Genomic DNA, 24,702 nt, shown 5'->3' with positions numbered 1-24,702 from the left:
CCTGATCAAAGGAGTCGAACCATGAAACTGCAAAAGCTGTCGTCGTTGTTCCTACTGTCTTTCACCGCGCTCTTCTTCGCTGGCTGTGGTTGGCAAAGCATCCCCACCGCGAAAAACCAAACCGAAGCCGCGCTGGCCGAAGTCACGAATCAGTATAAACGCCGCGCCGATCTGGTGCCGAACCTTGTGAACACGGTGAAGGGTTACGCCTCCCACGAGCAAGCGACCCTCACGCAAGTGACCGAAGCCCGCGCGAAAGCGACGGCGGTCACCGTCGATCCCTCGAAAGTGACGCCGGAAAAATTGGCCGAGTTCCAGGCGGCTCAGGGGCAGTTGTCCCAGGCGTTGGGTCGTTTGATGGTCGTTTCCGAGCAATACCCGAATCTGAAGGCCGATGCGAATTTCCGCGATCTGCAAGCGCAGCTCGAGGGCACCGAAAACCGCATCACCGTCGCGCGCCAACGTTTGATCGAAGACATCAAGGCCTTCAACAATCTGATTACCGTTCCGCCGACGAGCTGGACGAACTCGATTCTTTACCACCACGACAAGATGCCCCAATGGGACGTCTCGGCGGCGGAAAAAGAACAAAATGAAAAAGCACCGGAAGTGAAATTCTGATGCGAGGTCTCGTGTTCAAAGCGGGACTTCTGGTCGCGCTGCTGTTCGCGGCGGTGATCGCCGAAGCGCAGTTCACGGTCCCGCCCTTACGCGAACCCGTCCAGGACATGGCGGGCGTCCTTGATGCGGGCACCAAGTCCGAGCTCGAGGCTTTGATCCGCAACGCGCACGCCGCGGGAAAAATCCAACTGCAAATTCTGATCGTGCCCACTCTCGGCGGCGAACCCGTCGAGCAAGCGGCGCTCAAGGTCGTCGACGCCTGGAAGCTCGGCACCGCGAAGGGCGATCAAGGCGCCCTTTTCCTGGTCGCCATCAACGACCGCAAGATGCGCATCGAAGTCGGACAGGGCCTCGAAGGCGATCTTCCCGACGTGACCGCGAAGCGCATTTTGGCTGACCGGGTGGCGCCGTTTTTCCGATCCGGAAATTACGCCGGCGGCATCCGCGAGGGGACTTTGCGGATCTTGGCCGCGGCCGGTGACGAATTCGTCGAGGCCGCACCCACCGATGAGGGGATGTCCGACCAGGTCGCGCAGTACATTCATCTGATGATACTCGTGGTGATCATTTTGCTGAGCTTCCTCGGCCGCGGTCGCCGTCGTCGTGGAGGACTTGCGCCGTTTCTCGGCGGCTATTATCTGGGCTCCGGTGGCGGTTGGTCTGGCGGTGGCGGAGGCTCCAGCTGGGGTGGCGGTTCGGGCGGAGGTTGGTCCGGCGGCGGTGGTGGATTTTCCGGAGGAGGGGCGAGCGGTGACTGGTGATTTCCTGAAAGGCCGTCTGTCGGCTCAAGACGTTCTGAAGATCTCGGACGAAGTTCACCGCGCCGAAGAGGGAACCTGGGGCGAGATCGTCCCCATGATCGTCTCGCAATCGACCCCCGGTCGCAGCGCCGAATGGACGCTCACGCTCGTTTTACTTTTGCTGACGGGACCGCTGACGTTGATCGATCCCGGGCACTGGAGCTTCTGGCTGGCCGAGATCGCCCTCGTGGCGATCGCGATTCTGCTGCCGCCCTACGTCTTTCGCGCGTTTCCGTCGCTCCGACGGCGTTTGATCCCGCGTGAGGATCTGCGGGCGGCCGTGCACGGTCGCGCGATCGTGGAACTCGAGAACGTGCGTTTACGTCATACGAAAAAACGCACGGGCGTGCTGTTGATGGTGTCTTGGCACGAGCGCAAGGTGGTCGTGTTGGGTGACGAGGCGGTGGCGCAAGCCGTGCGTCCCGACGAGTGGGAGGCCCTGACCGCCGAATTCGCCGATGACCTGCGTTCGGGCCGTCTGCCCGAGGGATTCACCACCGCGATCCGTAAAGTCGGTCAAGTGCTGCGAAAACATTTTCCCTGCACGGGCGAAAATGCGGACGAGATCAAGAACGACCTCGTGATCAAGATCTAAAGCCGCGCTTTCGCTTCCGGCTGGCGTTCACAGGTCTGGATGAGGAACTCGGCCAGACTGTCCTTGTGCGCGCGACCCATGGTCAAGATGCCGTGGCCCGCGATGTTGTGGTTGATACGCTCGGCGATCAGCTGATCGCGACGGCGGGACGCGAGGACGAGGTCACGCGCCGCTTGGATCTGCGACTGCGCCATTCCCTGCGATTCACTGCTGGGAAAGCGCTGCACGATACGTTTCTCGGATTCACGCGCGATCGAGCGTTTTTCGCCCAGGATGTGACCGATCTCCTCTTCGAGGCTTTTCAAGTCCTCGGGGCTGACCGACTGAATCTGCGTGTCGTACTCTTGCAAAGCGCGTTTGAGCTTTTCAATCTTCTCGGCGCTCCGTAAAGCGATGCCGTGCTCTTTCTCGCTTTCGATGCCGATGAAATTGTAGGTCTTGATCCGGTCGGGCGCCGCCGTCAGCCAGTACTGGACGCTGTCGTGGATGAGCAGAACCATGTCGTCCGAGTCGCGCAGGCTGACGCCGGCGTCGGTCAAAAGTTTTTCCAGTTTGATTCTTTCAAGCACGATGTGTTTGCGAAGCGCGGCCACGTCCGATTCGGGAAGCTCCACGCCCAGCCAGCGGATTTTTTCGCCTTCGGTCAGATCATCCAGCAACGCGAGCTCGCGGCGTTTCGCGGCGGTGATCTCGCGGTGGGTGGACTTCACTTTGTTCGCGAGCTCTTTGATGGTCTTGAAGGTCGCGGGCGTCTTGATTTCGTTCGAAAGCAACGTCTGCAGGTCCGCGAGCATCGACGGGTCCATGTGCGGCGCGTACAGGATATCCGTACGCAGTCCCGTACGTCCCGTGAAGCGGACGTAAGAAAGGCCGGACTTCGTCTTGCGTTCTTCGATCGAGCAGGGTTTCGCGGCGGGGGCGGGCGCGCTTGCCGTCACGGGTACGATCGGGTTCGCCGCGAAAACCGCGGGCGTGAGCGCGAGGATCGAAAAGAACAGGTGGTGACGCATGTTCGAGGACTCCCTGGCTAACGGATCTGACGGAAACGCACTTTGATCGGTTGAATCGAGAGGATGCGGCGCTCGCTTTCAAGCACCTGCACCTCTAAATACTGACCGCTCTGTTGGTAATCGAAAATCTCGTTCGGCTGACCGCGGATGCGGTAGCGGCCGTTTTTCACGAAGTTCACTTCCCAATTTTGATTGAAGTCGACGACCGAGCTGATGGTGTCGCGGAAGGTGCGCACGTCGCCTTCGTCGGCGGGCTCGCGTTCGGGCTCGGAGTACTCTTCGACGTCGTCTTCACCTTCTTGATCAAGCGAAGGGTCGCGGTAGGGCGCATCCGGATTGTCGTCGAGCGCCGCCGCGGGCGCTTTTTCGAAAACGCCGCCGGTTTTGGCTTTCTTTGCGGGAACACGTTTCGCGGTCGAAGCCGCTTTGCGCGCGGCGGGTTTTTTACCCATCGCGGACTTCGGCTTTTTCTTCGTGATCTCTTTGGCGGCTTTTTTCGGAGGGCTCGCGGTTCCCGCTTTCTCGGGCAGGACGCGCGGCACTTTCGCGGGATCGACGACGATCTCGTCCATAGCTGGCGGCGCGAGTGGATCACGCACGCTCTGCGGATCGAGCGCGGCATCGGCGGCCGCGGGCCGAATGACGGCGTCGGCCGCTTTGGGCTTCACGGAGAATCCTCCCGAAGGCGCCGCCACGGAGGGGGCCTCGGTGACGTCCGTCGTTTCCGTCGTCGGCGCGGCGACGCTTTTTTCCGGCGCGGGCGGAACCGCGATGCTTTCCACGTTCGCGGGTTTGACGGGCGCGGTCTCGACGGGAGCCGTCGCCTCTTTTTGCGGAAGTTGCGCATCGCCGGTCGCGCCGAAGATCGCGGCCTCGGCGGCTTTCGTCTTCGCGGTGGGAGCGGGCTTCGCAACGGGCGGAGTCTTCGTCGTGACGGCCGGCTTCGGTTGCGTCTGTGGCGGAGCTTTGACTTGCGGTGCGGGGGACTCCGCGTTCGGCGCCGCTACGGGCTTCGCGGTGGTCTGCGGGGCCGACTTCACCGGAGGCGTCGTGACGGTTTTCGCGGCGGGGACCACCGCGGGCGCGGCGACCGCACTCGCACTGCGACGGGCGGGGGCCTTCGCGGGCTCTTCGCGCACCGGAATGCGATCGAGGTCGGGCGTTTGACTTGCGGCCGCCTCGGCGTCCTGATCTTCTTCTTCGATGGGGTCGGGAGTCGGCGTGGGTTTCGCCTGCGCGCCTTTTTGTTTCGGCGCGGGCGGCAAGATCTCTTCGATCTCGTCTTCGAGCATGATGACTTCCGGAAGCGGAGAGTGGTTCTTCGCGACGGCAAGCGGGAACGGGCCCGCCATCAAGGCGAGCGCGAAGCTAAGTCCGATGAGGCGAGCGAAAAATCCCGATTCCGGCATGTCTTCTTATCGGACGCCGGGGGCATTTACCCGAGAAATTATTGTGAACGGGCCGGGGCTTCCGTCGGGATTTCCGCCGGTCGCCGCAGAAGAAGCAGACCACCGCCCAGCGAACCCAGACTTTCGTTGTAGAACTCGCTCGGCAGAAAGTGTTGGCGCTCGCGCGGGACCCCGCCGGTTTCCAGTGCCTTCTGCGTGCGCTCACGCAGTTCTTTACGGTAGGGCTCGGGGGAATTCTGGAAATCGCCCATCAAAACGTCCGGGCCGACCGAGACGAGGTTCGTGGTGGGGCTCAACATCTGCGCGCGCCCGTCGGCGCCGACGCCGTTTTCGCCGTCGAAGTATTCGTTCTCGTCGGCGACGAAAGCGATCACGGGCACGCGCAGGACGGGCAGATCCGCGCAGAGCTTGCGCGCCTTGAGCGCCGCCCGCAGCTCGCGCGCCGAGGTTTGGATCTCGGCTTCGGCCTGCAAGGTCTTTTGCACCACGAAGTCGAAAAAGCGCGGTTGGCCGACGAAGTCGTCCCCGGTCTCGCGTTCGCGGTAGGTGCGGGGCGCGCGGGTCAGTTCGAAGTCCTCGACTTTCCAAACGCCGTCCGCGTTCAGGTTCGGGTTCTTCGCGAAGTAAAAAACGGTCTCTAGAATGCGTTCATCGAGGTCGCCCTTTTTGAAGGACTCTTTCTGCCGAACCTGCAATCCCTCGAGCGGCGAGGCGACGACCAGCGCGTAACCGCAAGGCCCGGTCGCGGGCACGAACGCGTAGGCCTGCGACAGCAGCGGCTGTTGCAAAAAGCGGGTAGCCACCGTGAGCGCGTGCGCGCCGGTCCACTGGGCGAGCATTGCGCGCGGAGCTTCGGCCAGGCTCGCGCCGACGACGAGGATCTTGCCGGGAAGTAGGACGGCGTTCCCGCCATGATTCGCGGCGATCGCGTCGCCAAAGTCGCGGGCCGGGACGGGCAGGCGCAGGATTTCGGCGCCGAAATTCGTTTTCAATCGGTCGACCAAGAGCAGCGGTTCTTCGAGGGGCAGTTCGGCTTTGAAGATCTTCGCGTTCTCGAGCGGCCAGATTTCGGTTTTCAGCTCGCGCCCGCCGCGGTGAAAATCCACGAAACCCGTGCGCCAGGTTTTCTGCTCCAGATACCAGAAGAACTGACCGAGATCTTGGGGGTTCGGGTACTGCAAATACGGATGCGTTTGGTATTCGACGTGCACTCCCGCCGCTTCTTTCTTCAGATCCTTTTGCAAATCCGCGAGCGTCTTCGCCACGCGCGGCTTTTGTTTCGGATTCAAAGGGTCAAAACTTTCCGGAAAGAAGACCCACAGCTTCACCGTCGGCGCATTTTTCGCGAGCACGCGTGCGACTCCGCGAATGGACTCGGCATTCGAACCGGTCAAGGTCATGACGACGTCCGTGACCGGATCGAGAAGGGTGGGGAATTTGCGCTCGGCCGGCACGGTGGCGAGGGGTTTCAGGCGTTCGTTTAAGGTCGCGGGCCGCGGGGTCGGCGTCTGGGCGAACAGGGAACCGGTCAAAACGAGGGCGATGAGCGCAAAATTCATGGTTTTAAGTTTGGATGCCGCCAAGATCGACGTCAACGCATGGCCGCCGCATTTCCACGCTTGACCTGGAGTGCCGCGTCCCGGAAAAGGCGCGCATCTGGAGGTTCCCATGAAATTCGTCTTCGTCGCCCTGATGTCGCTTTTTGCCGCGGTCGCGAATGCCGCGCCGGTCCTGTCCTGCAAGTCCTTCGCAAAGGTCGAAGGTTGGAACGCGTCGCCCACGAATGACTACGTTTATTTCACCGCTGACGTGGAATCGGACGAGCGCTTGGTGAAGGCCGTCGTGAAAGGCGCCTACCAATCGGATACGTACGATATCGCCGCGGACCCCAACTACAAACCCGTCGCGAAAAGCTACCAAGGTCACAATCGTTTCGCGGCCTTGGAAGATGCGTGGCATTGGTTCCGCGCGGTCCTGCCGAAGGATCTGGGCGCGCGGACCGCTCCGTTCAAAGGCTATCTGCAGATCAACGGCGAAGAAGGTTATAAAGAAACGATCGCGCTTCGCTGCTGGATCCTGCGCTAGGTCCTAGTCGACCCGGCGTACGGACAAAACTTCGATTTCTTTGTGGCCGCCCTGCGGGAGCGGCCATTTTATTTTCTGCCCCACGCTGAGCCCGATGAGCGCGGCCCCGATGGGCGCGAGCACCGAAATGCGGCCGGTGGCCGAGTCGGCGTCGGCGGGATAAACCAAAGTGATTTCATTTTCCTGTCCGTTCGCGACCACGCGGTAGCGCACGGCCGAATTCATCGCGACGACGTTCAGCGGCAGCTGGGTATCGTCGACGACGTTCGCGCGCGCGAGCTCGCCCTCCAGAAGTTCGGCGATCTCTTCCGGAGCGGAAAGGATCAAATGCGAAAGGCGTTCGTAGTCCGTGCGGGTCAAAGTGAGCGAGGCGTTCATAAAGGTCTCCGTAAAAAGGGGGCCGTTCGAGGGGCTAAAAATTCAGACGATGTGAATGAGCGGGCGGTTGGTCAGGATACGCGTGAGCAACCGCCGACCCAAATAGAGTCGCGGTTCGAACCGAGGGAATATGAGAATTGCAAACGTCTTGTTCTCACGAAAGACAGTCTAGCACGTAAAGAGGGGCGCCGCCAATTAGAGATTGGATTGCAAGACGGTGAGCGGCGGCTTGTCGACGACCGTGCCCGTTCCCAGGCCGGTCGGCTGGACGCTAAACATATAGTTGTCCATCCACGGACCGGCGGTCCAGTAACTCCACCCCATCCAAGCGTCGGTATCGCCGAGTTTCGTCATGAAAGCGCTGACTTCGGCGGGGCAGCTGGCATCTTGACTCCAGCCGAACTCGCCCAGGAAACCCTTCGCATTTTCGTTTTTGACCCAGGTCATGAAGTCGTCCAGCCGGGCCGAAACGCCGGGGTGGCACTCCGCGTGTGTGCCCGAACTGTCCGAATCCAAGTACTGGTGAACTTCGTAGGCGAAATTAACATCGCTGAAGCCGCTCCATTCCGCGGCATTTCCCGAGGCGATCCAGGAGTGCGCCCCGCTCCACCAGGTCCCAGGGACCAAGATCAAATGTGTCGATCCGGTCGCGCGAATCGCGTTGATTGAATCGACGGCCACCGCTTTCCACTGGGCCGCGGTTTGGTTGTGCGGTTCGTTCATCAGGCCGAAGATGACGTTGGGTTGGTTGATGTAGACCCCGGCCAGTCGCGACCAGAAGTCGGCCAACGCCGCCGAGGGCATCAGCGGATCGACCCCGATCACGCGATCGGTGCCGTCGTCATCTTTCAGATAACCGTAGGTATGCGGGTCCAGCACCACCCACATCCCGCGCATCCGCGCCTGCTGCACGAGATCGTCGATGACCTTCAAAAAGCCGGGGTTCAGTGCGCCGAAGCGACGCGGTTGCAGACGATCCGAGTCGAAAGGCAGACGGATCAACGTCATACCCTTCGCCGCGAAATAGTCGATCTCGGCCGCGCTCGGAAGAGCGTAGTCGTAGTTGGGATAACCTTTGACGGAATTGTATTCGAGACCCGAAAGATTCACGCCCTTGTAGGTGGTCGGCATCACGGGCCCCATCATCGGGATGATCACCGGATTCGTCGAGACCGGCAGCGGCGTCAACGGCGTCGCGTAATAGCTGTCCGTATCGAGGTGGAAATCCTGCACGAGCGTGTCGCTGATCACGCCGTCGAACAGCACGAGCTCGCGCACCTTCCCGTACCAGCGGGACGCGTCCCACCAGCGGAAGTAACCGACGTTGTACGTGTTCAGCCCGTACGACATCGAGAACGACGTATTGATTGAGGTCGCGGTCGCTTGCGCGCCGCCGTCGACGAAGCTCTTCCAACCGTTCGCGGTTCCGGCGTGGAACGTTCCGGCGTAGTCGTGCCACTGATCGGCGACGACGCCCATGTCGAGCTCTTCATAAGGGCCGTTCACCGTATCCATCGAAAGCGTCCATTTGCCGCCGTCATCCAGAAAATTGAAATAGGTTTCGAATTGCGCGCTCAATAGTCGTCCGCCCGCGCGGTGGTTCGCGCGCGCCAGGATCGAATGGCCGGTCACGTTCTGCAGTTTCGATTCGAAGTCGGCGCGGTTGGCGTCGAAGATGATCACGGGGTGACCGTCGCCATCGTTGACGCGAAACAAGGGATAGTCGCGCGGGGACGAAAATCCCAACGCGGTGTTGGAATAGACGGGCAGCATGTGCGCGCCGGCGGGGCTTTGATCGTACCAACGGATCACGCGCAGGATGGCCGTGTCGCCGCCCGCCCAGTCCACGATCGCCTGGCGATCGAGTTCGCCGTTCGTCGTATAACCGAAGTCCATCTGCGCGCCATCCACGTCGCGCGCCAATCGGATCAGCGGTCCGATGTAGGGCGCGTAGATCTTGCGGAGCGCGAAGATGTTCGTCGGCGCGACCGAGGTCAGCATGAACAGATCGGCCTGGCTCGAGAACGCGTGCGGCGCGGGATTCGTCCAGCCGCCGCTGTTCGACAAAGTGATGTAGTGGGTCTTCGCGCCGTTCGGCGTGTAGGTGAAGCTCCCCGACGGATTGAAGCCGGGGGTCAGGGTCAGCGTTGCGGGGGTGAAGACTCCGCCCTGACCGCCGTCGTTCGGCGTGACGGTGACGTTCGCTTTCAGAAGGCCGCGGTACTCGACGGTGAAGGCCGCGCTGGGCGTGCCGCCGGTCCCGCGCGTAGGTCCGCTCAAAAGATAGCGCGTGGGCCACACGCTAGGTTCGGTGTACTTCGTCAGGACCGCCATCTGCCGGGCGTCGGCTTGACCGCTGACGCCGGCCTCGACGCTGTAGCCGTAATCGCCCCAGCGGGGGCCGCCGGCCCAGTAGTGGACCTCGAGTTTTTTCTCGCGCGCGAAATTCAGCGCGCGGTCGAGCGCCGTCAACCACGCGGGATTTTCGTGACCCGTGCCGATCTCGCCGATGTGGCCTTGGAAACCGTGCTTTTCGAGCCAGTTCGCGAAGCTCGCCAGGCGCACGAGACCGATGTCTTCATTCATCGCGGCACCGACGGGTGAAGAGCTTCCGGCCGCGACCTCGTCCGCCCAGATGAAGTGCGAGCCCGAGTTGTCGCGGTCCAGATAACAGTGCGCCGAAAAGACGAGCTTCTCTTTCGGATCTTTCAATGTGTGGAGCGTCGGGTTCGTCGATTCGAAGTTCCAGCTCGAGGCCCAGTTCGCGCCTTCGACGTAGATTTTCTTGGTGTCGTCTTCCGTGCGGATGGCCAGGATCGCGGCCTGCGCGGCGGTGACCCAGGTCGCCTCGCTGATATGGTGGGGCTCGTTCATCAGGTCGTAGCCTTCGATCCCCGTGTGATCGGCGAAGTGCTCGGCCACGCGTAACCACAGATCGGCGAGCGCGGTGACCGGCACCGCCGGTGAGCCGATGACGCCTTCGGTCCGGCGCCCCGAGTTGTGCACGTCCAACAGCAGAAACATCTGGCGCGTGCGGGCCGCGTCGGCCAGGTCTTCGATGATTTGCAAATAATCGGAATCGAGTGGACCGTTCACGCCGGGTTGCAAACGTTCCCAGTTGATCGGCAGGCGGATGTGCTTCAGGCCGCGGGATTTGTAGTAATCGAGCGACGCGGTCGTGGGCGCGGCGTAGTCGGTGTCGAGCACGCCGGGGATTGTACCGCCGATCTCGAGTCCCGACAGATTCACGCCGAGCGAAAAGGCCCCGCGCGTGACGGGCGGGGTTTCCTCTTGGCTCGGCTCTTCACCGAGATCCAAATTGAAACCCGACTTCCCGCAGCCGAGAGCCGTGCACAGAATGAAGAAGGTCGCCAAAATCCGCGAATTCATCCACGGATATATCGGAAAATTCAGGACTAAAGTGAAGACTTCGTCATGCGAAGTCCTGATCCGAGACGCTTCCAGTCTCGGGGCGGGAACTTCGCTTTCGGGGTTAGCTCCGAAGGAGCGCCTTTACCGACGGCGGATCGCGGCCAAGATCTAACGGCGGCGGATCGCGCCGATGATATCCTCGATCAAATCTTTCGTGGTTTCCACGCAGTTCTGCCAACGGACGTGGTAGCGCTGCATGACCCGGCCGTCGCCCGAGTCGACCGCCATCATCCCGCCGCGACCGCCGCCGGCGTTCGAGATCTCGAGTCGGGTTTGGACGACCAAACGCGTGTTCTCGCGGTAGGGGATGCAGTTCAAAATTTCCGGACGACGCGCGGGCCGCACGGTGGACAGCGTGTAGTTCTGATTCGCGGGACCTTGCCAGCGCTGCATTCCGAAGTCCGTCGAGATCGCGCGCAGTTCTTTCGTCGAACCCGACGAGACTTTCACGGTTTGTTGGGCGCGCACACCGGGATCGAGCTGCACGAAACCGCGGAAGTCGACCGCTTCCACCGCGAAACCTTGCAGACGATGTTTCTGCAGGTGCATTTCGACTTCACAATTGATCTGACCCGAGGCCCCGCGACCGCGACCGGCCTCCAAGAGCAAGCGGTCGTAGAGGATGGTGAACGAGCGGTAGTCGGGCGCCCACATCACTTGCACCGAGCCTTCGGGGCAACCCGCGCCCCGCGACTGGTAGCCCTGCATCTGGATGCGCGCTTGCGCGACCGAGGCCGAGACGATGAGACCCAAAACCAAACCCAGATTTGCCAGCGATGACTTCCCCATGTTGCCTCCCCCTTCGTTTGAGACGTTGTGACTCCACGCCGAGTCCATTGAGCAACAGCGGTGCCATCGGTCCGGTGGCCAGAACGACACCGGCCCCTTTTTGTGGAAAAAGACCCCCGCGGCGGCGCTTGGCGACCAAAAAAGGGAGCGATTCCGCGCGACTCCAAATTGCTGAGGAAGAGTCCCGAGGGAGGTGTCTCGATGACACGCATGTTACTGACCGCACTGATGATTGGAAGTTTGGTCTCGATCCGCCCCGCGATCACTTACGCGGGGAACGCCGACCGGCTTCTCACCTTGAATGAACTGCGCGCCCAAGGAGCAAGCCCCGCGGCGCAGGCCCGTAAGAACCTCGAAGATCCCCGCGCGCAGGCGTTGCTTGCAGATCTGGGCATCTCGAAAGCCGAAGCTTCGGCCCGCATCGCGAATCTCAGCGATCGCGAAGTCGAAAGCGTGCTGAAGGGTGAAACCCAACTGCGCGCCGGCGGCGACATCTTGTATGTCGTTTTGATGGTTCTGCTCATCATCTTCGTGGCGCAACGGATTTGATGATGAACGCGCCCTCCCGGACGTTTCTTTCGCTGGCATTTTTGAGCCTCGCGCTCACGGCCTGCACGAGCGGTCGCGGTCTGACCGCGGCCGATCGGGACGCGTTCCGGGAGGCGCGCGCCGAGGATGCGCACCTCGAGATCCCGCTCATCGTTCAAGAGAAAGACCACTGCGGCCCCGCGACGTTGACGATGGCGCTTCGGCACTACGACGCCGGCGTGCGTTTAGAGGACGTCACCGCGATGACCTTCACGCCGCGCGCGCAGGGGAGCTTTCAAACCGATCTGCTCGCGGCGGCCCGGCGTTTGGGCTTCGCCCCTTACCGCATCCCCGATATGGCGGGGGTTTACCGTGCGGTCGACGCCGGAATGCCGGTCGTCGTCTTCCAGAATCTGGGCCTCTCGTTTTATCCCGTGTGGCACTACGCTTTGGTGACGGGCTACGCGGGCGCGGATCTGCTCCTGCACACCGGTGATCAGGCCGACGCGCGGGTCCCGCTCGAACGCCTCGCCAAAACCTGGGACCGCGCGGACCGATGGTCCTACGTCTTCGTGCCTCCCGAGGTGATCCCGGTCGGCGCCACGCTGGATGAAGCGCTCGGGAACGCCGAGGTCTTCGCGCGTGAAGGTCACCCTGACGAAGCGATTCTGTTGTATCGCGCGATCGCGCAGGAGTTCCCGCGGGCCTTCGAGGGGCCTGCGGGTTTGGGGCTTCTGGCGTTCGAGGCGGGGGACGTGGAGTACGCGATTCACTCGTTCCGCGAGGCCGTCGCGCGCGCGCCCACGCACCCGGGCCTGCGGCATAACCTCGAACAGGTTCTCGCTCAGTCGAAGAAGCAACGCGTCCAATAGCCCTTTTGGGCAAGCTTTACCCGATCCCCAGGTCCCGGTTGTCGTCCCCCGGGGCCGCTTGCTAGCTCCTTGCAAACAGCGCAAAAAATCCGTTCCGGGGGGATCGTGATGCAACGAGAGCAGGGGCTCGTTCAACGTGGGGGAAAGGTCTACGCACTTTTCATGCTGGCCTTGGTCAGCGTGTGGGGTGGTCAGGCTTGGGCTTATTCAGCCTGGCAGGACGCCTACGTGAATCGTTTACGGAACATCTCCGTCAATTACCAAGTGGACGGCGCGATCTGCGAACAGGTTGCTCGTTTGGAACTCGAAGCCGAGTATCCGCGCCAACAATATAAGGTCGACGTGAATCTCGCTTACGGCTTGGGGAACCAAGTTCTGGGTGAACTCGATGTCGTCGTGTCCGAGAAGTTCTCGGATGCCGTGATCCTCGTCGGTGAGGTGAAGTGTTGGACCGAACCCGGTCGCGCGCAGGCGAAAGGCGCCGCCCAACGCCTGCGTTTCATGGATCACATCCAACGCACGCAAGGACTCTGGGTCCGTCAAGACCATCGCTACTTCAAGATGTCGCGCTTCAGCGATCTGCGGGACTTCGTTCTGATCGGTCCGCGCGGCAGCCGTCGTCACGGCTTCGAGCGTGAACTCCGTCTGGGGTTGGAAGATCTGATGGATCTGCGCCGCACGATGATGGACTGTCAAAAAGCAGGAGAGTGCGCGGCTCCGTGAGGTTTCCTCGGGGAAACTAGCCGCCACCTCATTTTCATGTCACAGTTGCCGCGATGAAGTTCTCGATCGAAACCGTTTCGAAGTTGACCGGCCTTCCGGCGGCGACGTTGCGAAACTGGGAAAAACGATACGGATACCCTCAGCCCGCGCGCAGTGCGGGCGGGCACCGGCTATACGCGCAGAAAGACGTGAGCTTTTTGAAGCTCGCGCTGCGGCTGCAGAACGAAGGGCGCCAACTTCAAGATCTCACGAAACTGTACGAAGGCTACGTCGACGAGGAGCCGGCGCCGGTCACCTCCAGTGACGACGTCACGTTCCGCGTGCGCCTCGTTTACGAGTCGCTCCTCCGTTACGACATCGCGGCGACCGCGCAGCACTGGATGATTTTCGGGGCGAAGCTCGCTCCGCAACAGATGTTCAGTCTGGTCTTTGAAGAGCTGCTGCGCCGTTTGGGCGACGATTGGTCGCGCGGTCAGATTTCCGTCGCGCAAGAGCACTTCGTTTCGGGGTTTTTGCGCATGAAACTTGGGGCATTCATGACCCTCGATTTTCCCGCCACGCAGGCGACGAGCTTCGCGCTGGCGACACTCGAAGGGGAGCGTCACGAGGGCGGGCTGATGCTCGTGGGCTGCCATCTGAAATACCGCGGCTACACGGTTCACTACTTCGGGGTGGATCTGCCGTTCACGGCGTTGAACGAGGCGCTTCAAGAATCCGGGGCGCAGATTTTCGGCATCAGCTACGTGGATCTCGAGCATCTTCGCCGTGATCTGCCGAACCTCGCGCGGGTCGAAATTCCCGTCGTGCTGGGCGGCATCGCGGTCTTGGCTCTGAGCGACAAAGAGGTCCGCGAGATCGAGGACAGCTATCCCGGGCTTTTCCTTTGTTTTGAAGCCAGCAGCGAAAAGGCGGCCGATCATCTCGAATTGGTGGGCCGCCGGAGCCCGTAAGTCCTGAACTTATTTCAGAAGAACCGCCAAAATTTGTTCTTTGACCTCTTGTGTTAAGACACTGTTGTGAAGTATAAGGGCAGACCATTCCAAGGGATAATTCCTTTCGATTGTTTGCATGCCGGGGAGGCCGTTCCACCATGATCACCGACGTTGAAAACTTCGATAATGTCGACAACGACTCTGACGATTTGGACAAAGAAGCTCGCGACGCAGCCATGCGCGAAGAGCAGGCCGCGTTGGAGGAGATGGAGAAGCTCGCCGCCAGCGGGATGCTCGAAGACACCGAAGACGACGTGAACCTGGACGAGATCGAGAACATCCTCGATCTGGAAGAGGCCCGTTATCCGAAGTTCACTCTGGCAAAAAACAAAGCGCGCTTCCTCCGTATGGTCAGCTGGTACCGCGGTAAAGAAGAGTGGATCGAAGTCGGCCCCTTGAGCCAGGTTTCGAAGCTCTTCAAGCAACAGACCAAAGAGCTCGAAGGCATCCGCTCTTCGAAACTCGATTACGAAATGGAACTCGAGACCGGCACCCTCACGCCCAGCCAACGTTCGTACCGCAAGGACGAGCTGAAGATGTGCAAAGTGCAAGAGAAGATGGCCGTGCACCTCATCTCGAAGCTGCAACTCAAGATTAAGTCGGGTCGTCGTTAATTTGCGGTCCGCCTGAGATTTGAGAAAGCAAAGGACGCCTCCGGAGACGGGGGCGTTTTTGTTTTTACGGGGTCTTGGGGGACCATCGGTCACCGCGTCTGCGAGTTTTGTTTGCCTCAGGCCCGCTAAATTTGGAGAGTGGGGGAGATGTCGCTCCCGCTCTTCTTTCTTCCCCTTCGGAAGTTCCTCCGCCGCCGATATTTACTTCCGCTTCGGAAGTCCGTCTTCGTCCGTGGCGCGGACGTTTCGCGAATGGGGCGGGGACTCGCGGTCCTGACGCTCGCTCTGACGATCGCGCTTCCGGCTGGCGCCGCTTACACCGACTACATTCCGAAATATCCCGAAACGAAAGAGGAGTGGTTCGGTCGCAGCTTCAATGCGACCTCCGCGAAGATCGTGCTGACGGGGTTCGCGGTGAGCGGGCTTGCCTACAAGGGCGACGAGGGCGTGCGCGACGCTTGGGTGAATCACCAGCGCATGCATCCGGACACCTCCCATGTCGGGGATCTGCTGGGGACCGGGGTGCCGGGGTTGCTGATCGGGCTCACGCAGTATCAATTCGATCGCGCGAACGGCGAGGCGCACCTCAAAGCCTGGGCGGGGGCGGGCGTGTGGACTTACGCGCTGAAGACGGTCGCCGGGCGCAAACGTCCCGGCACGAGTCAGAACCGGCAGTCGTGGCCTTCGGGTCATACCTCCACCGCGTTCGCGACGGCGTCGTCGCTGCACTTCGCGTACGGGTGGAAGGTGGGCGTTCCCTCTTATATAGTGGCGTCCGGCGTGGCGCTGTCTCGTCTTGCCGACGACAAACACTGGTTCAGCGATACGCTCGCCGGGGCGGGAGTCGGGGTCTGGATGGGTTATGCGTACGCCGCTTTCACCGAAATTTCACCGAACGATCGTCCAGTTTCGGTGTCTCAGGGGGGGCTTCTCCCCCCTTCGGCGTCTCACATTCAGCTCATCCCAAGCTTCGGGAATGAGACGTTTTTATTGAACCTGCTGTCTGAATTCTAGACGGCTGACCAAGAGTTCGCGTCTCACTTCGGGAAAATTTATTTTTTGCTTGCTCTCAATTCTCACAATGGTGCGCCGATAGGTTCAGTGTGAGCCGACGGGCTTATTGTTTTGAACCACAAAATTTCCGAAGGGGGAAATATCCGAATGGGCCGTACGATTGTATACGTAATCAGTGATGAGATGGATGGCGGCGAACGCGTTAAAACTTTCTGCTCGTCGCAAGGCATGACTTGCTATACCTACTCGCCCGGCCAATGGCGTGAAGGTCTGGAAAACCCCGTTTTCCGCAACCAAATGGTCGCTGGCGTTCCCTCGCTGTCGGGTGGTCTGAATCCCCTCGAGCGTTCGAATGTCTTGCCCTTCCCCGGTGTGGCTTCGACCAACACTTCGGACAGCGGTAAAGTGGCAACCATGGAAGAGCTGGAGTCGAAAGCGATCGAAAACGCGATCCTCCAATTCCGCGGAAACCTCACCGAAGCGGCAAAGGCCCTCGGCATCGGCCGCGCGACTCTGTACCGCAAAGTGAAGCAGTACCAGATCGACCCCTCGGTCGCTCGGAAGAAGCGCGCTGCTTAATCCGATCCTCTATTGAAACTAAGAACCCGGGCGAAAGTCGGCTCGGGTATGGAAACGCCCGGTTTACATCCCGGGCGTTTTTATTTGTTGTTCCCAAGGAAATCGTTGTGAATCATATACTTAAACATTTGACCGAAGTAAGTCGTAAGGAGAAAAAGCGGCATGTTTCTAAAGTCGCTGTCCTATTCGGAACTTGAGGGTACTGGTTATGCTTGGGAGCTTCAAGGGTTAAGCCTTGGACAAGTAAACTTAGTCGTCGGAAAGAATGCCAAAGGTAAGACTAGAACACTCAATGTAATTACTGGGCTCGGTAAACTACTGGGCGCACAACTTGAGCTCCAATGGAGTTCAGGTCACTACGACGCTGAATTTTCAGACGGCAGCGATAGCTATCGTTACATCTTGAGCATAGTTAATAATGCTGTCGTCATTGAAAAGTTCATTAAAAATGGGGCAGTCCTTCTTGACCGAGGCGCCGGCGGTATCGGTCAAGTATTCTCGCAGACCGTAGGAAAGATGATTGCTTTCCAGGCGCCAGAAACGCAATTAGCTGCCGTTGGAAGACGTGATCAGATCAACCATCCCTTCTTCGAAATTCTTCATCAATGGGGCGCATCGCTTTATTATTTTGAGTTCAGTGGAAACCTAGGAAAAGATTTGGTGGCTATTAGCCAAGGAGACTCTCCTAGCGTAATTTCCAAGTTCGATGCTCCAAAGGATACCAGACGCGTAGTCGGAATTTTCCAAGCAGGTGTCACTCAGTTTGGAGACGTATTTAAGAATCGTGTAATTTCTGAGTTTAACTCACTTGGATATGAACTTGAGAATGTTAGTATTGATGCACCGGCTGGAATCAACTTCCCTGAAGTAAGCGGCCGCCCTTCTTGGATCTGGGTGAAAGAAAAAGATCTTCCGCAGCCGATACAGCAAGCTCATATATCGAACGGTATGTTCAGAGCGCTTTCACTAGTCATTCAACTTGTTTATTCTGACTTTGCTTATCAGCCTAGTTGCGTAATCATTGACGACATCGGAGAGGGGCTGGATTTCGATCGATCTTGTAAACTAATCGAGCTGCTGCTAGCCAAATGCTCGAACACATCGATGCAGCTAATCATGGCATCGAATGATCGTTTTGTTATGAACAAAGTTCCCCTCGAGTCATGGACGGTTCTTGATCGTAAAGGTCATATTTGCAATGTGTACAACTACTCTAATTCCAAAGAGAAATTCGACGAATTCAAATTTACTGGCCTGAATAATTTCGATTTTCTAGCTAGTGATTTCATTTGGGAAAGCTCCAAAGAGTAGGCCTTCAAATGAAGAAGATTGCAATCTTCGTAGAAGGCCAAACTGAGCAGATATTTTTTCATCGATTGCTTATAGAGATCGCCGGAAAAAATAGAATTCAAATTAATAATTATAAACTTAGCGGTGGTTCTGATGCGAGCCCTAGAGTTCGATCATTTGTCGGCCGGTATGAAAACTCTGAAGCGGAAGTGTTCGTTTCCATTTTTGACTCTGGTGCTGATAATCGAGTCGCCTCGGACGTTCGTGACAATTACGACAGCTTGGTTAAATCGGGATACGGACTAATTTTTGGAGTGAGAGATGTTTTCCCGCAGTTCTCTCTTGTAGATATTCCTAAACTTCGGACAGGCTTGATGTTTCGCATCAAAACCAAGCCTGTTGAACCAGTGTTTATTTTAGGCGTGATGGAAATTGAGGCTTGGTTCATCGCTGAACACTCTCACTTCGGTAGGTTAGATTCTAGGCTTACAGACCACGTAGTTCGAGGTGCCTTGGGTGTAGATCCCAAGACTTTTGACTTAAGGAATCTTCCGGGGCCAGCGGATAGCCTCCACATTGTCTATTCCAAAGTGGGACGAGCTTACCGCAAGCGTAAGAACCAAGTCGAAGACACAGTGGAGCGCCTAGACTACGCTGAGATGTATTTGAACTTCCACCAGAAATTTGAAGATGCAGATGTCCTTTTTACGAAGCTTCAGGAATATCTGAGTTAGATCACTAAAAGTCTAAATGATCTTGATCCGTATTGGGTTTGAGCCAGATAGGCGACCTCGACAATGATCCCGTATCAAAAAATGTGCTGAAGGATGATAATGAATCTCGTAGCACAGCGTCCGCGCGCGGTGAAAGAATTGTGAATCAATCTGAGGCGTTGTCGAGGCACTGTCGAACCCGTGAACGGGTGTCGGGCGCAAAAGTGGCGCGGGTGTTTGGCCGATGCGTTTTAGAGAGTTTGGGGCTGGCACAGGCTTCGCTCTGTTAAAGGAAAACGCCAGCGAGGATATGAAAATGAAAACTGAGAAAACGTCATACGTCGAAAAGAATAAAGGTGCCTGGGCTCTTAAAAAGCTCGAAGGGCAACGCCTGTTCCTTTCGCTGTCGCTCTTCTCGTTGATCTTGGTTGCGGTGTTCGCCAACGAACAGATGATGCGCCAAGAGCGTCCTCACTATGTGACGACCAATATGCAGGGTCCCGATCGTTTGGACGCCCTGAATCGCGCCATCGCGAGCGCGCAACCCGTGAATGTCTTCCGTGATCTCGAGTGGGAACATCAATTGGCGCAGCGTCTGGGTAAAGAGAAGACCGATCGCCAGCCCGCTTCGGTTTCGCAAAAAGTGACTTTGATGGACGACCTCCGTTACGGTCCGCTCGCGGGCAAATACCGCATCCGTTCGATCCAATCGGTCGATGACACCAAAGTGACCGAGATCGAATACATCGATTCGGCGGAAATCACCGATCAGCCGATCCACTTGAGCGACGCGCAGGCCTTCTTGATGAAGTACCGCTCGCTGATGAAAGTCGATTACGCTCAAGCGAAACTGGCTTACCAAGCTGACGGCAAACAAAGCTGGCAGCTCATCGGCCAGGACCAACAGCTGGTCGGTCGCGCCGAGATGAAATACGATAGCGAAGGCCACTTCCTGGGCCTCGCGATTCAGACGGCCGAATAAAGCCCGAATCTCGACTCCAAACGAGACATCAAGAGTCCGACAAGACTCTTGATGAGCACTGATTCCCGCACCGATTTCAAGAATCCCGCCGCGCTCGCGGAGCGTGGCGCTCCGTTGGTTGATCGCCTTCTCGCGTTCGGCTTCGACCTCTGTTTGTGGTCGCCCGCCGCGCTCCTGATCGGCAAACCCTTTTGGCGCGACTTCCACTATCACCAAAGCCTGAGCCCCGGATCCACCGAAGCCCTGATGTTCTTCGGTTTCGGTCTTTTCACGGCGCTCGTTTTCGTGCTCGTCGTGCAGACTCTCTGCGTTTGGCGGTGGGGCGCGACGCCCGGAAAGAAAGTCTTCCTTTTGGAGGTCGTGCACGTGAACGGCGGGCGCCTGACGCTCGGCCAAAGTTTCACCCGCGCCTGCGCGCAAATCTTCGAAATTCTGTGTTTCGCGATTCCCTGCCTGGAAGTCGTTTCGCATCCCGAGCGTCGTCCTTGGCATGACCGTCTGGCCGAGAGCCGGGTCATCACCCGCAAAGAGCAGAAATTTGAAGCGCCCCACGCGCTCGAGTCGCGTTTCTTCCGCAATCTGTACTGGGGTTTCGGACTGTCGCTGTTCGTCTTCGCCTTCGCGGGACTCACGCAGCTCCGACACCAAGTGAAACTCGGCGCGCTCAAGCGCGGCGAACTCGAAAAGAACGCCTACCTCTGCGAGACGAAAACCAAAATCCCCGCGCACTCGGGCATGACCACGGCGCAGGCGCGCCTGGACTTCATGCTCGCGCAGTTCGAAGCCGGAAAAGCCGAGCGCGAATGCCTAGAGAACGAAGCCGACTTCGCCATCTGGACGCAAGCCGAAGAGACGCAAGCCTGGGCCCACCTGATCCGTGGCGCTTTGGCCGCGAAACCGGACTCGAAAACGACCGATGAAGAAACCGCGAACCAATTCGCGCAGGCCTGCCCGGCGTTAACGGAAGCCCCCGACGAGACGGCGGCGCCTGCGGGGCGCGGTCTGGCCTCGGCGAAGACTGCGGATGAAGAGCTCCGCTGCGAACTTGCGCGCTACTATCAAGGTGACGCGCAAACCGAGATCACTGATCGCACCTGGACCGGTCAGATCATCCAATTGAAACAAGCCTTCCAACGCGGGGACTTCGACGAGATCGGCAAGGTCGCGGTGAAAAACCCCTGGCCGCTGGAGCTGGCCGACTACGTTCAAGAGATGAGCCTGAAAGCGCTCGCGCTGAAAGGCGCGGACAGCGAGTTCCGCGAGGGGATGACCCTGCTTGCGCCCGCATGGACCGAGTCGCGCCGCTTCCGCACCATGGCGTGGGCGTGTTTTTCGGCGATCACGAAAACCTGCGGCATCGGCGGTGAAAGCCCCACGATCTGCCGCGCGCTGCGCACCGAACTTGAGACGGCGGGCGGCGAGGCGTGGACTCCGGACATCGCGATGACCTTTCAGCTCGAGTCCCGTTGCCACAACCGCAAAGACGTCGTCGTGGAAACCCAGGCGAAAGCGCGTTTGGCGGCGGACGAGGAAACCCACTGGGCCCTCGAACCGAAGAAGGCCAGCCTCAAAACTTTGAAGTCGGTCGCGCAAGACCATTGGGCGCGTCCTTATCTTCTGTGGTGGCTGAGCCGCGACAAGAAAAACGCCGGCGACGAGTTGGCGCTGGAGTTCCAGCGCGGTCAAAGAAACGCGCCGGACTGGTGGCTCGCGTACCAAGCGTTCGACCACACGAGTGATTCGCCTTTGCAAGAGCCCCGCGGTCTGGCCAAAGACGGTCCGCAACTCAAGCCGGTGGAAGAACTCAACGACAAACCCAAAAGCCGTGCGCCCGCGCACGCGGATAAAAATCACGTGCCCGCGAACGCCGAGGGACGTGAAGAATGATCGTTCCTTTCCTGGCGGGACTTCGGGATTTCGCGGTCGCGCCCCTCACGTGGACGCTGATCTTTCTGAATATGGGGTTTTACTTCATCACTTCGGATCCGCGTCCCGCGCCCACCGCGAAGGAAAGTTTCTTCGAGGTGCGCAATCTGCAACGCACGGGCGTTTACTACCGTCAGTACCTGGGAATGAAGGACCTGCCCGAACCCCACGAGCTGGTGCTCTGGGGCGGGAAGGCCATGCGCGATCCGGGCTTCGTGACCGCGGTGCCCGAGTTCCCGTTTCGCGGTGACGCCGACGAAATCAAAAACTGGCGCGCCGAGGTCTCGAAGCTGCGCGATCAGACGGGCGCCCGCGCCGTCACGAAGTTCGGTCTGCCGCGCGATCCCGCGGTCGCCGTGCAAAAGCCGCTGACCTGGATTACGTACCAGTTCATGCACGCGACGCCGATCCATCTTTTGTCGAATATGGTCTTCCTGCTGCTGTTCGGAATCGCGATCGAAAGGCTCGCGGGCTCGCTGACCGTGCTGCTCGTCAGCCTTCTGGGCGGAATTTTCGGCGCGTATTTTTCGATGAAGCTCGACGCACCCTCGGCGCTCCCGATGGTGGGGGCGAGCGCGGCGGTGACCGCGCTGATCGCGTTCTACCTCGTGTACGAGCCGCGCAAGAACGTGCGCTACTATTTCTTCTTCTCGCCGTTTCAAGGTTTCTACGGCGAGATCTATCTGTCGAAATGGTGGATCTTACCGCTTTGCCTTTTGCCGGATCTGGTGAACTTCGTGACCGAATTCATCCCGTCGCCCGCGCAGCTCATCGGTCAAACGGTCGCGACGACCGCGCACGTGGGCGGAGCCCTCTTCGGCGCCGCCGTCGCCATCGCGCACCGTCGTTTCATCGGTGAAGGTGAATATGATCGATCGGGCCCTGACCTTGGCCCCACCGAAAACGAGAGCCTGATCTGATTCCCTCCGTCACATAATCCTTGGCCTTCGCGACCGCCGTCACCAGCGGATAGCCGCGCGCCGTGAACGAGGCGATGGCGCTCGAGAGCGTGCAGCCCGTGCCGTGCAGGTTCGGGGTCTCGACGCGCGCGGATTCGAACCACTGTTCCGTCCCGTCCCGCGCGACGAGAAGATCCGCGGCGAGCGGGGACTCATGATGACCGCCCTTCAGCAGCACCGCTTCGGGCCCCAACTCCAAAAGTCGCAAGGCGGCCCCGCGCAGGTCTTCGCGCGAGGCGCGCGAAAGATCCACGCCCCCGCGAACCGTCGGTTGAGCGCCGCTGCCCGCGACCTCGAGCAGCGCTTCGGCCTCGCTGAGGTTCGGCGTGATCAGATCCACCTGCGGGAACAGAATTTCGATGAGCGCGGAGATGGCGTCGGGCTCGATCAAACGGTGGCCCCCTTTGGCGACCATCACCGGATCGAGGACCACGGGGATTTGCGGGAACTCCGCGAGCTCATCGCGGATCGCGCGAATCACTTCGCGCCGGTGGAGCATACCGATCTTCACCGCGTCGGCGCCCAAGTCACCGAGGACTGACGCGATCTGCGCACGCAAAAATTCCGGCGCGACGTCGTGGACGGACTGCACGCCCGTCGTGTTCTGCGCGGTGAGCGCGGTCAACGCCGACATTCCGAAAACGCCGAGGCTGGTCATCGTTTTGAGATCCGCCTGAATGCCCGCGCCGCCGCCCGAGTCCGAGCCTGCGATGGTCAAAGCGCGCGGGTCTTGCCAGCGGAGGCCCGCGCGCGCGGTGACGGGTGAGCGACTCAGAAGCGCGCAGTCGACCACGGCTTTACGCGCGAGGCCCGCGATCTCTGCGGCGGCGAGTTGGGGATCGTCGGCGCCCGCGATAGCGCTGATGATCGCGATGCCGTCCGCGCCCGCCGAAAACACCGCGCGGGCATTTCCCGCATGGATGCCGCCGATCGCGACGAGCGGCTTCGCGGTCCGAGCGCGAAGTTCGCGTACGCCCACTAAACCCAAATCCGAAGGCAGATCGGTTTTCGTGGTCGTCGGGAAAACGCCGCTCGCCGCCACATAGTCCGCGCACTCGACGTCTGGATGGTCGATCTGTGACGTCGACTCGAGGCTCAGTCCGATGATCGCTTTGTCTCCGAGGCGTGCTCGCGCTTCGCGTGCGGAGAGGTCTCGTTGCCCGACGTGGGCGCCATCCGCGCCCAGGAGTAACGCGAGCTCCACATTGTCATTGATGAGCACGGTCGCGCGCGCTTGGCGACAGAGCGCGATCGCTGGTGCCGCCCAGGCGCGAAACTCCTCGGAGGGCAATGCCTTCGCGCGCAGCTGCACCATCCGCACGCCGCCACGGAGGGCGGCCGCTAAGATCGCATGAGAGGGATTGAAGCCGTGATCGTGGACGAAGTACAGGCGGGGATCGAAGCTGCGGTTCATGGCAAGACCTCGCTTTGGACGTTGCCGGAGGTCATTTCGACCCGCAGGCAGGAGGTGATGTCGCTTGGATTCAGATTCGCGAGCGCGTCCAAGAAGCTCATCGCGAACGAGCCGGGGCCCGCGGAATTCCGCGCCGCGATTTCCCCCGCGATGTTGAAGGCGGCGAGAGCCTGGGCGGTCGCCAGTAAGGGGTCGTCGGTCACGCTCGTCATGGCGGCGATGACCGCATTCAGCGCGCAGCCCGCGCCGGTGACTTTCGTGAAGTAGGGGTGACCATTACGCAGTTCCACGACGCGCTCGCCGTCGGTGACGAGATCCACGGCGCCGCTGACCGCGACGACGAGGGCGTGTTTTTGCGCGAGCGTGCGGGCCGCGTGAAGTGCGGCGTCGGACTCTTCGAAACTTTCGACGCCTTGGCCGCGCGCGCTTTCACCGCCGAGAGACAGAATCTCGAAGGCGTTCCCGCGCAGGACACGGAAAGCGCCCGTCGCCAAAAGTTCAAGTGCGGCTTCGGTGCGAAAATGCGTCGCGCCCGCGCCGACGGGATCAAGGACGGCGCGCCGTGAACCCATCGCGACCTCGGCGGCCAGGATGCGGCGAACGTCGTCGAGCCACGGCGCGGTTAACGTTCCGATATTGATGAGGAGACCCGCGCGCAGGCGGGCGAGCTCCTCCGCCTCTTCGGGGGCGTGGGACATCAAAGGCGACGCCCCCAAAGCATAGAGCGTGTTCGCCGTGAAGTTCATCACGACCTGATTGGTCACGCAGTGGATAAGGGGTTTTCGTTCACGAACGCGCGCGAGCGCGTCCGAAGTTTGGGAGGCCAAGTCCTCCGTGAATGAAGATGCTGTCCAAGACATCGAGTCGACTCCTTCCGCCGGTACGAACCGGATCAAGTGAAGGGTTCAGGTGAACCCAAGGGTCGCGAACTTGAAGTCCGCCTCTCAGCTCCGTGGAGCTCCCCTGTCAGAAAACAA

24 protein-coding genes and 1 riboswitch are annotated in these 24,702 nt (G+C 59.8%); of the genes, 16 read left to right on the top strand and 8 right to left on the bottom strand.

What is annotated here, in order from left to right; genetic code table 11:
• Positions 1-21 precede the first annotated feature (21 nt).
• Genes KF767_08305 through KF767_08295 form a run of 3 tightly spaced genes read left to right on the top strand, consistent with a single transcriptional unit; the run spans position 22 to position 2,016 of the window.
• Complete coding sequence (locus KF767_08305; protein ID MBX3017876.1) at positions 22-621, top strand: LemA family protein; 600 nt, start codon at positions 22-24, stop codon at positions 619-621.
• Positions 621-1,382: a TPM domain-containing protein gene (locus KF767_08300; GenBank protein MBX3017875.1), complete on the top strand. Its 762-nt coding sequence runs from the start codon at positions 621-623 to the stop codon at positions 1,380-1,382. Before KF767_08305 ends, KF767_08300 begins: the two co-directional genes overlap by 1 nt.
• On the top strand, positions 1,372-2,016 hold the full coding sequence (locus KF767_08295) for a hypothetical protein (protein MBX3017874.1): 645 nt from the start codon (positions 1,372-1,374) through the stop codon (positions 2,014-2,016). Before KF767_08300 ends, KF767_08295 begins: the two co-directional genes overlap by 11 nt.
• Here the strand turns inward: KF767_08295 and KF767_08290 are convergent.
• Genes KF767_08290 through KF767_08280 form a run of 3 tightly spaced genes read right to left on the bottom strand, consistent with a single transcriptional unit; the run spans position 2,013 to position 5,994 of the window.
• Positions 2,013-3,026, bottom strand: a complete 1,014-nt coding sequence (locus tag KF767_08290; protein MBX3017873.1) for a hypothetical protein — start codon at positions 3,024-3,026, stop codon at positions 2,013-2,015. The genes KF767_08295 and KF767_08290 overlap by 4 nt on opposite strands.
• Positions 3,027-3,043: 17 nt before the next feature.
• On the bottom strand, positions 3,044-4,435 hold the full coding sequence (locus tag KF767_08285; GenBank protein MBX3017872.1) for a hypothetical protein: 1,392 nt from the start codon (positions 4,433-4,435) through the stop codon (positions 3,044-3,046).
• Positions 4,436-4,473: 38 nt separating this feature from the next.
• Positions 4,474-5,994 (bottom strand): hypothetical protein, encoded by a 1,521-nt coding sequence (locus KF767_08280; GenBank protein ID MBX3017871.1) that lies wholly within the window; start codon positions 5,992-5,994, stop codon positions 4,474-4,476.
• Positions 5,995-6,103: 109 nt separating this feature from the next.
• Here KF767_08280 and KF767_08275 point away from each other — a divergent pair, with 109 nt between their 5' ends.
• Positions 6,104-6,520 carry a hypothetical protein gene (locus KF767_08275; GenBank protein ID MBX3017870.1) on the top strand — a complete coding sequence of 139 codons (417 nt, stop codon included), beginning with the start codon at positions 6,104-6,106 and terminating at the stop codon, positions 6,518-6,520.
• Between the two features lie 3 nt (positions 6,521-6,523).
• On the opposite strand, the gene rnk is transcribed toward KF767_08275, so the two are convergent.
• From rnk to KF767_08260, 3 genes are all read right to left on the bottom strand, one after another.
• Positions 6,524-6,898, bottom strand: a complete 375-nt coding sequence (gene rnk, locus KF767_08270; GenBank protein ID MBX3017869.1) for a nucleoside diphosphate kinase regulator — start codon at positions 6,896-6,898, stop codon at positions 6,524-6,526.
• Positions 6,899-7,093: 195 nt separating this feature from the next.
• The gene (locus tag KF767_08265; GenBank protein ID MBX3017868.1) at positions 7,094-10,288 is read right to left on the bottom strand and encodes a cellulase family glycosylhydrolase; all 3,195 of its coding nucleotides are present in this window, start codon (positions 10,286-10,288) and stop codon (positions 7,094-7,096) included.
• A gap of 150 nt (positions 10,289-10,438) precedes the next feature.
• Positions 10,439-11,119: a DUF4360 domain-containing protein gene (locus KF767_08260; GenBank protein ID MBX3017867.1), complete on the bottom strand. Its 681-nt coding sequence runs from the start codon at positions 11,117-11,119 to the stop codon at positions 10,439-10,441.
• A 201-nt stretch (positions 11,120-11,320) separates the two neighbouring features.
• Here KF767_08260 and KF767_08255 point away from each other — a divergent pair, with 201 nt between their 5' ends.
• From KF767_08255 to KF767_08200, 12 genes are all read left to right on the top strand, one after another.
• A complete protein-coding gene (locus KF767_08255) occupies positions 11,321-11,668 on the top strand; it encodes a PA2779 family protein (GenBank protein ID MBX3017866.1) in 348 nt (115 codons plus the stop codon).
• Entirely contained in the window at positions 11,668-12,519 is an 852-nt protein-coding gene (locus KF767_08250) for a PA2778 family cysteine peptidase (protein ID MBX3017865.1), read from the top strand. Before KF767_08255 ends, KF767_08250 begins: the two co-directional genes overlap by 1 nt.
• A 105-nt stretch (positions 12,520-12,624) precedes the next feature.
• A complete protein-coding gene (locus KF767_08245) occupies positions 12,625-13,242 on the top strand; it encodes a hypothetical protein (protein ID MBX3017864.1) in 618 nt (205 codons plus the stop codon).
• 53 nt (positions 13,243-13,295) lie between these two features.
• The gene (locus KF767_08240) at positions 13,296-14,192 is read left to right on the top strand and encodes a MerR family transcriptional regulator (GenBank protein ID MBX3017863.1); all 897 of its coding nucleotides are present in this window, start codon (positions 13,296-13,298) and stop codon (positions 14,190-14,192) included.
• Between the two features lie 140 nt (positions 14,193-14,332).
• On the top strand, positions 14,333-14,848 hold the full coding sequence (locus tag KF767_08235) for a hypothetical protein (GenBank protein MBX3017862.1): 516 nt from the start codon (positions 14,333-14,335) through the stop codon (positions 14,846-14,848).
• Between the two features lie 252 nt (positions 14,849-15,100).
• Complete coding sequence (locus tag KF767_08230) at positions 15,101-15,862, top strand: phosphatase PAP2 family protein (GenBank protein MBX3017861.1); 762 nt, start codon at positions 15,101-15,103, stop codon at positions 15,860-15,862.
• Between the two features lie 147 nt (positions 15,863-16,009).
• The gene (locus tag KF767_08225; protein MBX3017860.1) at positions 16,010-16,441 is read left to right on the top strand and encodes a hypothetical protein; all 432 of its coding nucleotides are present in this window, start codon (positions 16,010-16,012) and stop codon (positions 16,439-16,441) included.
• Positions 16,442-16,603: 162 nt separating this feature from the next.
• Complete coding sequence (locus KF767_08220) at positions 16,604-17,752, top strand: ATP-binding protein (protein MBX3017859.1); 1,149 nt, start codon at positions 16,604-16,606, stop codon at positions 17,750-17,752.
• An 8-nt stretch (positions 17,753-17,760) separates the two neighbouring features.
• Positions 17,761-18,465: a hypothetical protein gene (locus KF767_08215; GenBank protein MBX3017858.1), complete on the top strand. Its 705-nt coding sequence runs from the start codon at positions 17,761-17,763 to the stop codon at positions 18,463-18,465.
• Positions 18,466-18,760: 295 nt separating this feature from the next.
• Positions 18,761-19,426 carry a hypothetical protein gene (locus KF767_08210; GenBank protein MBX3017857.1) on the top strand — a complete coding sequence of 222 codons (666 nt, stop codon included), beginning with the start codon at positions 18,761-18,763 and terminating at the stop codon, positions 19,424-19,426.
• A gap of 51 nt (positions 19,427-19,477) precedes the next feature.
• A complete protein-coding gene (locus tag KF767_08205; protein ID MBX3017856.1) occupies positions 19,478-21,313 on the top strand; it encodes an RDD family protein in 1,836 nt (611 codons plus the stop codon).
• A complete protein-coding gene (locus KF767_08200; GenBank protein ID MBX3017855.1) occupies positions 21,310-22,272 on the top strand; it encodes a rhomboid family intramembrane serine protease in 963 nt (320 codons plus the stop codon). Before KF767_08205 ends, KF767_08200 begins: the two co-directional genes overlap by 4 nt.
• Here KF767_08200 and thiD read toward each other — a convergent pair.
• Together thiD and thiM are read right to left on the bottom strand one after the other, a co-directional pair.
• Positions 22,202-23,725: a bifunctional hydroxymethylpyrimidine kinase/phosphomethylpyrimidine kinase gene (gene thiD / locus KF767_08195; protein ID MBX3017854.1), complete on the bottom strand. Its 1,524-nt coding sequence runs from the start codon at positions 23,723-23,725 to the stop codon at positions 22,202-22,204. The two genes, KF767_08200 and thiD, sit on opposite strands and share 71 nt — an antisense overlap.
• Positions 23,722-24,585, bottom strand: a complete 864-nt coding sequence (gene thiM, locus KF767_08190; protein ID MBX3017853.1) for a hydroxyethylthiazole kinase — start codon at positions 24,583-24,585, stop codon at positions 23,722-23,724. The genes thiD and thiM overlap by 4 nt, the downstream gene beginning before the upstream one ends.
• Positions 24,578-24,700: riboswitch (TPP riboswitch) on the bottom strand. It overlaps the preceding gene by 8 nt.
• Positions 24,701-24,702: the final 2 nt, after the last annotated feature.

This window comes from Pseudobdellovibrionaceae bacterium (assembly GCA_019637875.1).
GTDB lineage: Bacteria > Bdellovibrionota > Bdellovibrionia > Bdellovibrionales > Bdellovibrionaceae > JAHBUW01.
The sequence above is the reverse complement of the archived record's forward strand: the minus strand, read 5'-3'. Positions and strand labels throughout refer to the sequence as shown.

What these genes read in the sequence shown, in the direction of transcription:
- KF767_08255 (MBX3017866.1), top strand. Translation starts at nt 11,321, where the DNA reads ATGACACGCATGTTACTGACCGCACTGATGATTGGAAGTTTGGTCTCG.
- thiD (MBX3017854.1), bottom strand. Translation starts at nt 23,725, where the DNA reads ATGAACCGCAGCTTCGATCCCCGCCTGTACTTCGTCCACGATCACGGC.
- KF767_08285 (MBX3017872.1), bottom strand. Translation starts at nt 4,435, where the DNA reads ATGCCGGAATCGGGATTTTTCGCTCGCCTCATCGGACTTAGCTTCGCG.
- KF767_08230 (MBX3017861.1), top strand. Translation starts at nt 15,101, where the DNA reads ATGGGGCGGGGACTCGCGGTCCTGACGCTCGCTCTGACGATCGCGCTT.
- KF767_08250 (MBX3017865.1), top strand. Translation starts at nt 11,668, where the DNA reads ATGATGAACGCGCCCTCCCGGACGTTTCTTTCGCTGGCATTTTTGAGC.
- thiM (MBX3017853.1), bottom strand. Translation starts at nt 24,585, where the DNA reads ATGTCTTGGACAGCATCTTCATTCACGGAGGACTTGGCCTCCCAAACT.
- KF767_08225 (MBX3017860.1), top strand. Translation starts at nt 16,010, where the DNA reads ATGGGCCGTACGATTGTATACGTAATCAGTGATGAGATGGATGGCGGC.
- KF767_08290 (MBX3017873.1), bottom strand. Translation starts at nt 3,026, where the DNA reads ATGCGTCACCACCTGTTCTTTTCGATCCTCGCGCTCACGCCCGCGGTT.
- KF767_08220 (MBX3017859.1), top strand. Translation starts at nt 16,604, where the DNA reads ATGTTTCTAAAGTCGCTGTCCTATTCGGAACTTGAGGGTACTGGTTAT.
- KF767_08265 (MBX3017868.1), bottom strand. Translation starts at nt 10,288, where the DNA reads ATGAATTCGCGGATTTTGGCGACCTTCTTCATTCTGTGCACGGCTCTC.
- rnk (MBX3017869.1), bottom strand. Translation starts at nt 6,898, where the DNA reads ATGAACGCCTCGCTCACTTTGACCCGCACGGACTACGAACGCCTTTCG.
- KF767_08210 (MBX3017857.1), top strand. Translation starts at nt 18,761, where the DNA reads ATGAAAACTGAGAAAACGTCATACGTCGAAAAGAATAAAGGTGCCTGG.
- KF767_08235 (MBX3017862.1), top strand. Translation starts at nt 14,333, where the DNA reads ATGATCACCGACGTTGAAAACTTCGATAATGTCGACAACGACTCTGAC.
- KF767_08215 (MBX3017858.1), top strand. Translation starts at nt 17,761, where the DNA reads ATGAAGAAGATTGCAATCTTCGTAGAAGGCCAAACTGAGCAGATATTT.
- KF767_08200 (MBX3017855.1), top strand. Translation starts at nt 21,310, where the DNA reads ATGATCGTTCCTTTCCTGGCGGGACTTCGGGATTTCGCGGTCGCGCCC.
- KF767_08305 (MBX3017876.1), top strand. Translation starts at nt 22, where the DNA reads ATGAAACTGCAAAAGCTGTCGTCGTTGTTCCTACTGTCTTTCACCGCG.
- KF767_08300 (MBX3017875.1), top strand. Translation starts at nt 621, where the DNA reads ATGCGAGGTCTCGTGTTCAAAGCGGGACTTCTGGTCGCGCTGCTGTTC.
- KF767_08280 (MBX3017871.1), bottom strand. Translation starts at nt 5,994, where the DNA reads ATGAATTTTGCGCTCATCGCCCTCGTTTTGACCGGTTCCCTGTTCGCC.
- KF767_08275 (MBX3017870.1), top strand. Translation starts at nt 6,104, where the DNA reads ATGAAATTCGTCTTCGTCGCCCTGATGTCGCTTTTTGCCGCGGTCGCG.
- KF767_08205 (MBX3017856.1), top strand. Translation starts at nt 19,478, where the DNA reads ATGAGCACTGATTCCCGCACCGATTTCAAGAATCCCGCCGCGCTCGCG.
- KF767_08260 (MBX3017867.1), bottom strand. Translation starts at nt 11,119, where the DNA reads ATGGGGAAGTCATCGCTGGCAAATCTGGGTTTGGTTTTGGGTCTCATC.
- KF767_08240 (MBX3017863.1), top strand. Translation starts at nt 13,296, where the DNA reads ATGAAGTTCTCGATCGAAACCGTTTCGAAGTTGACCGGCCTTCCGGCG.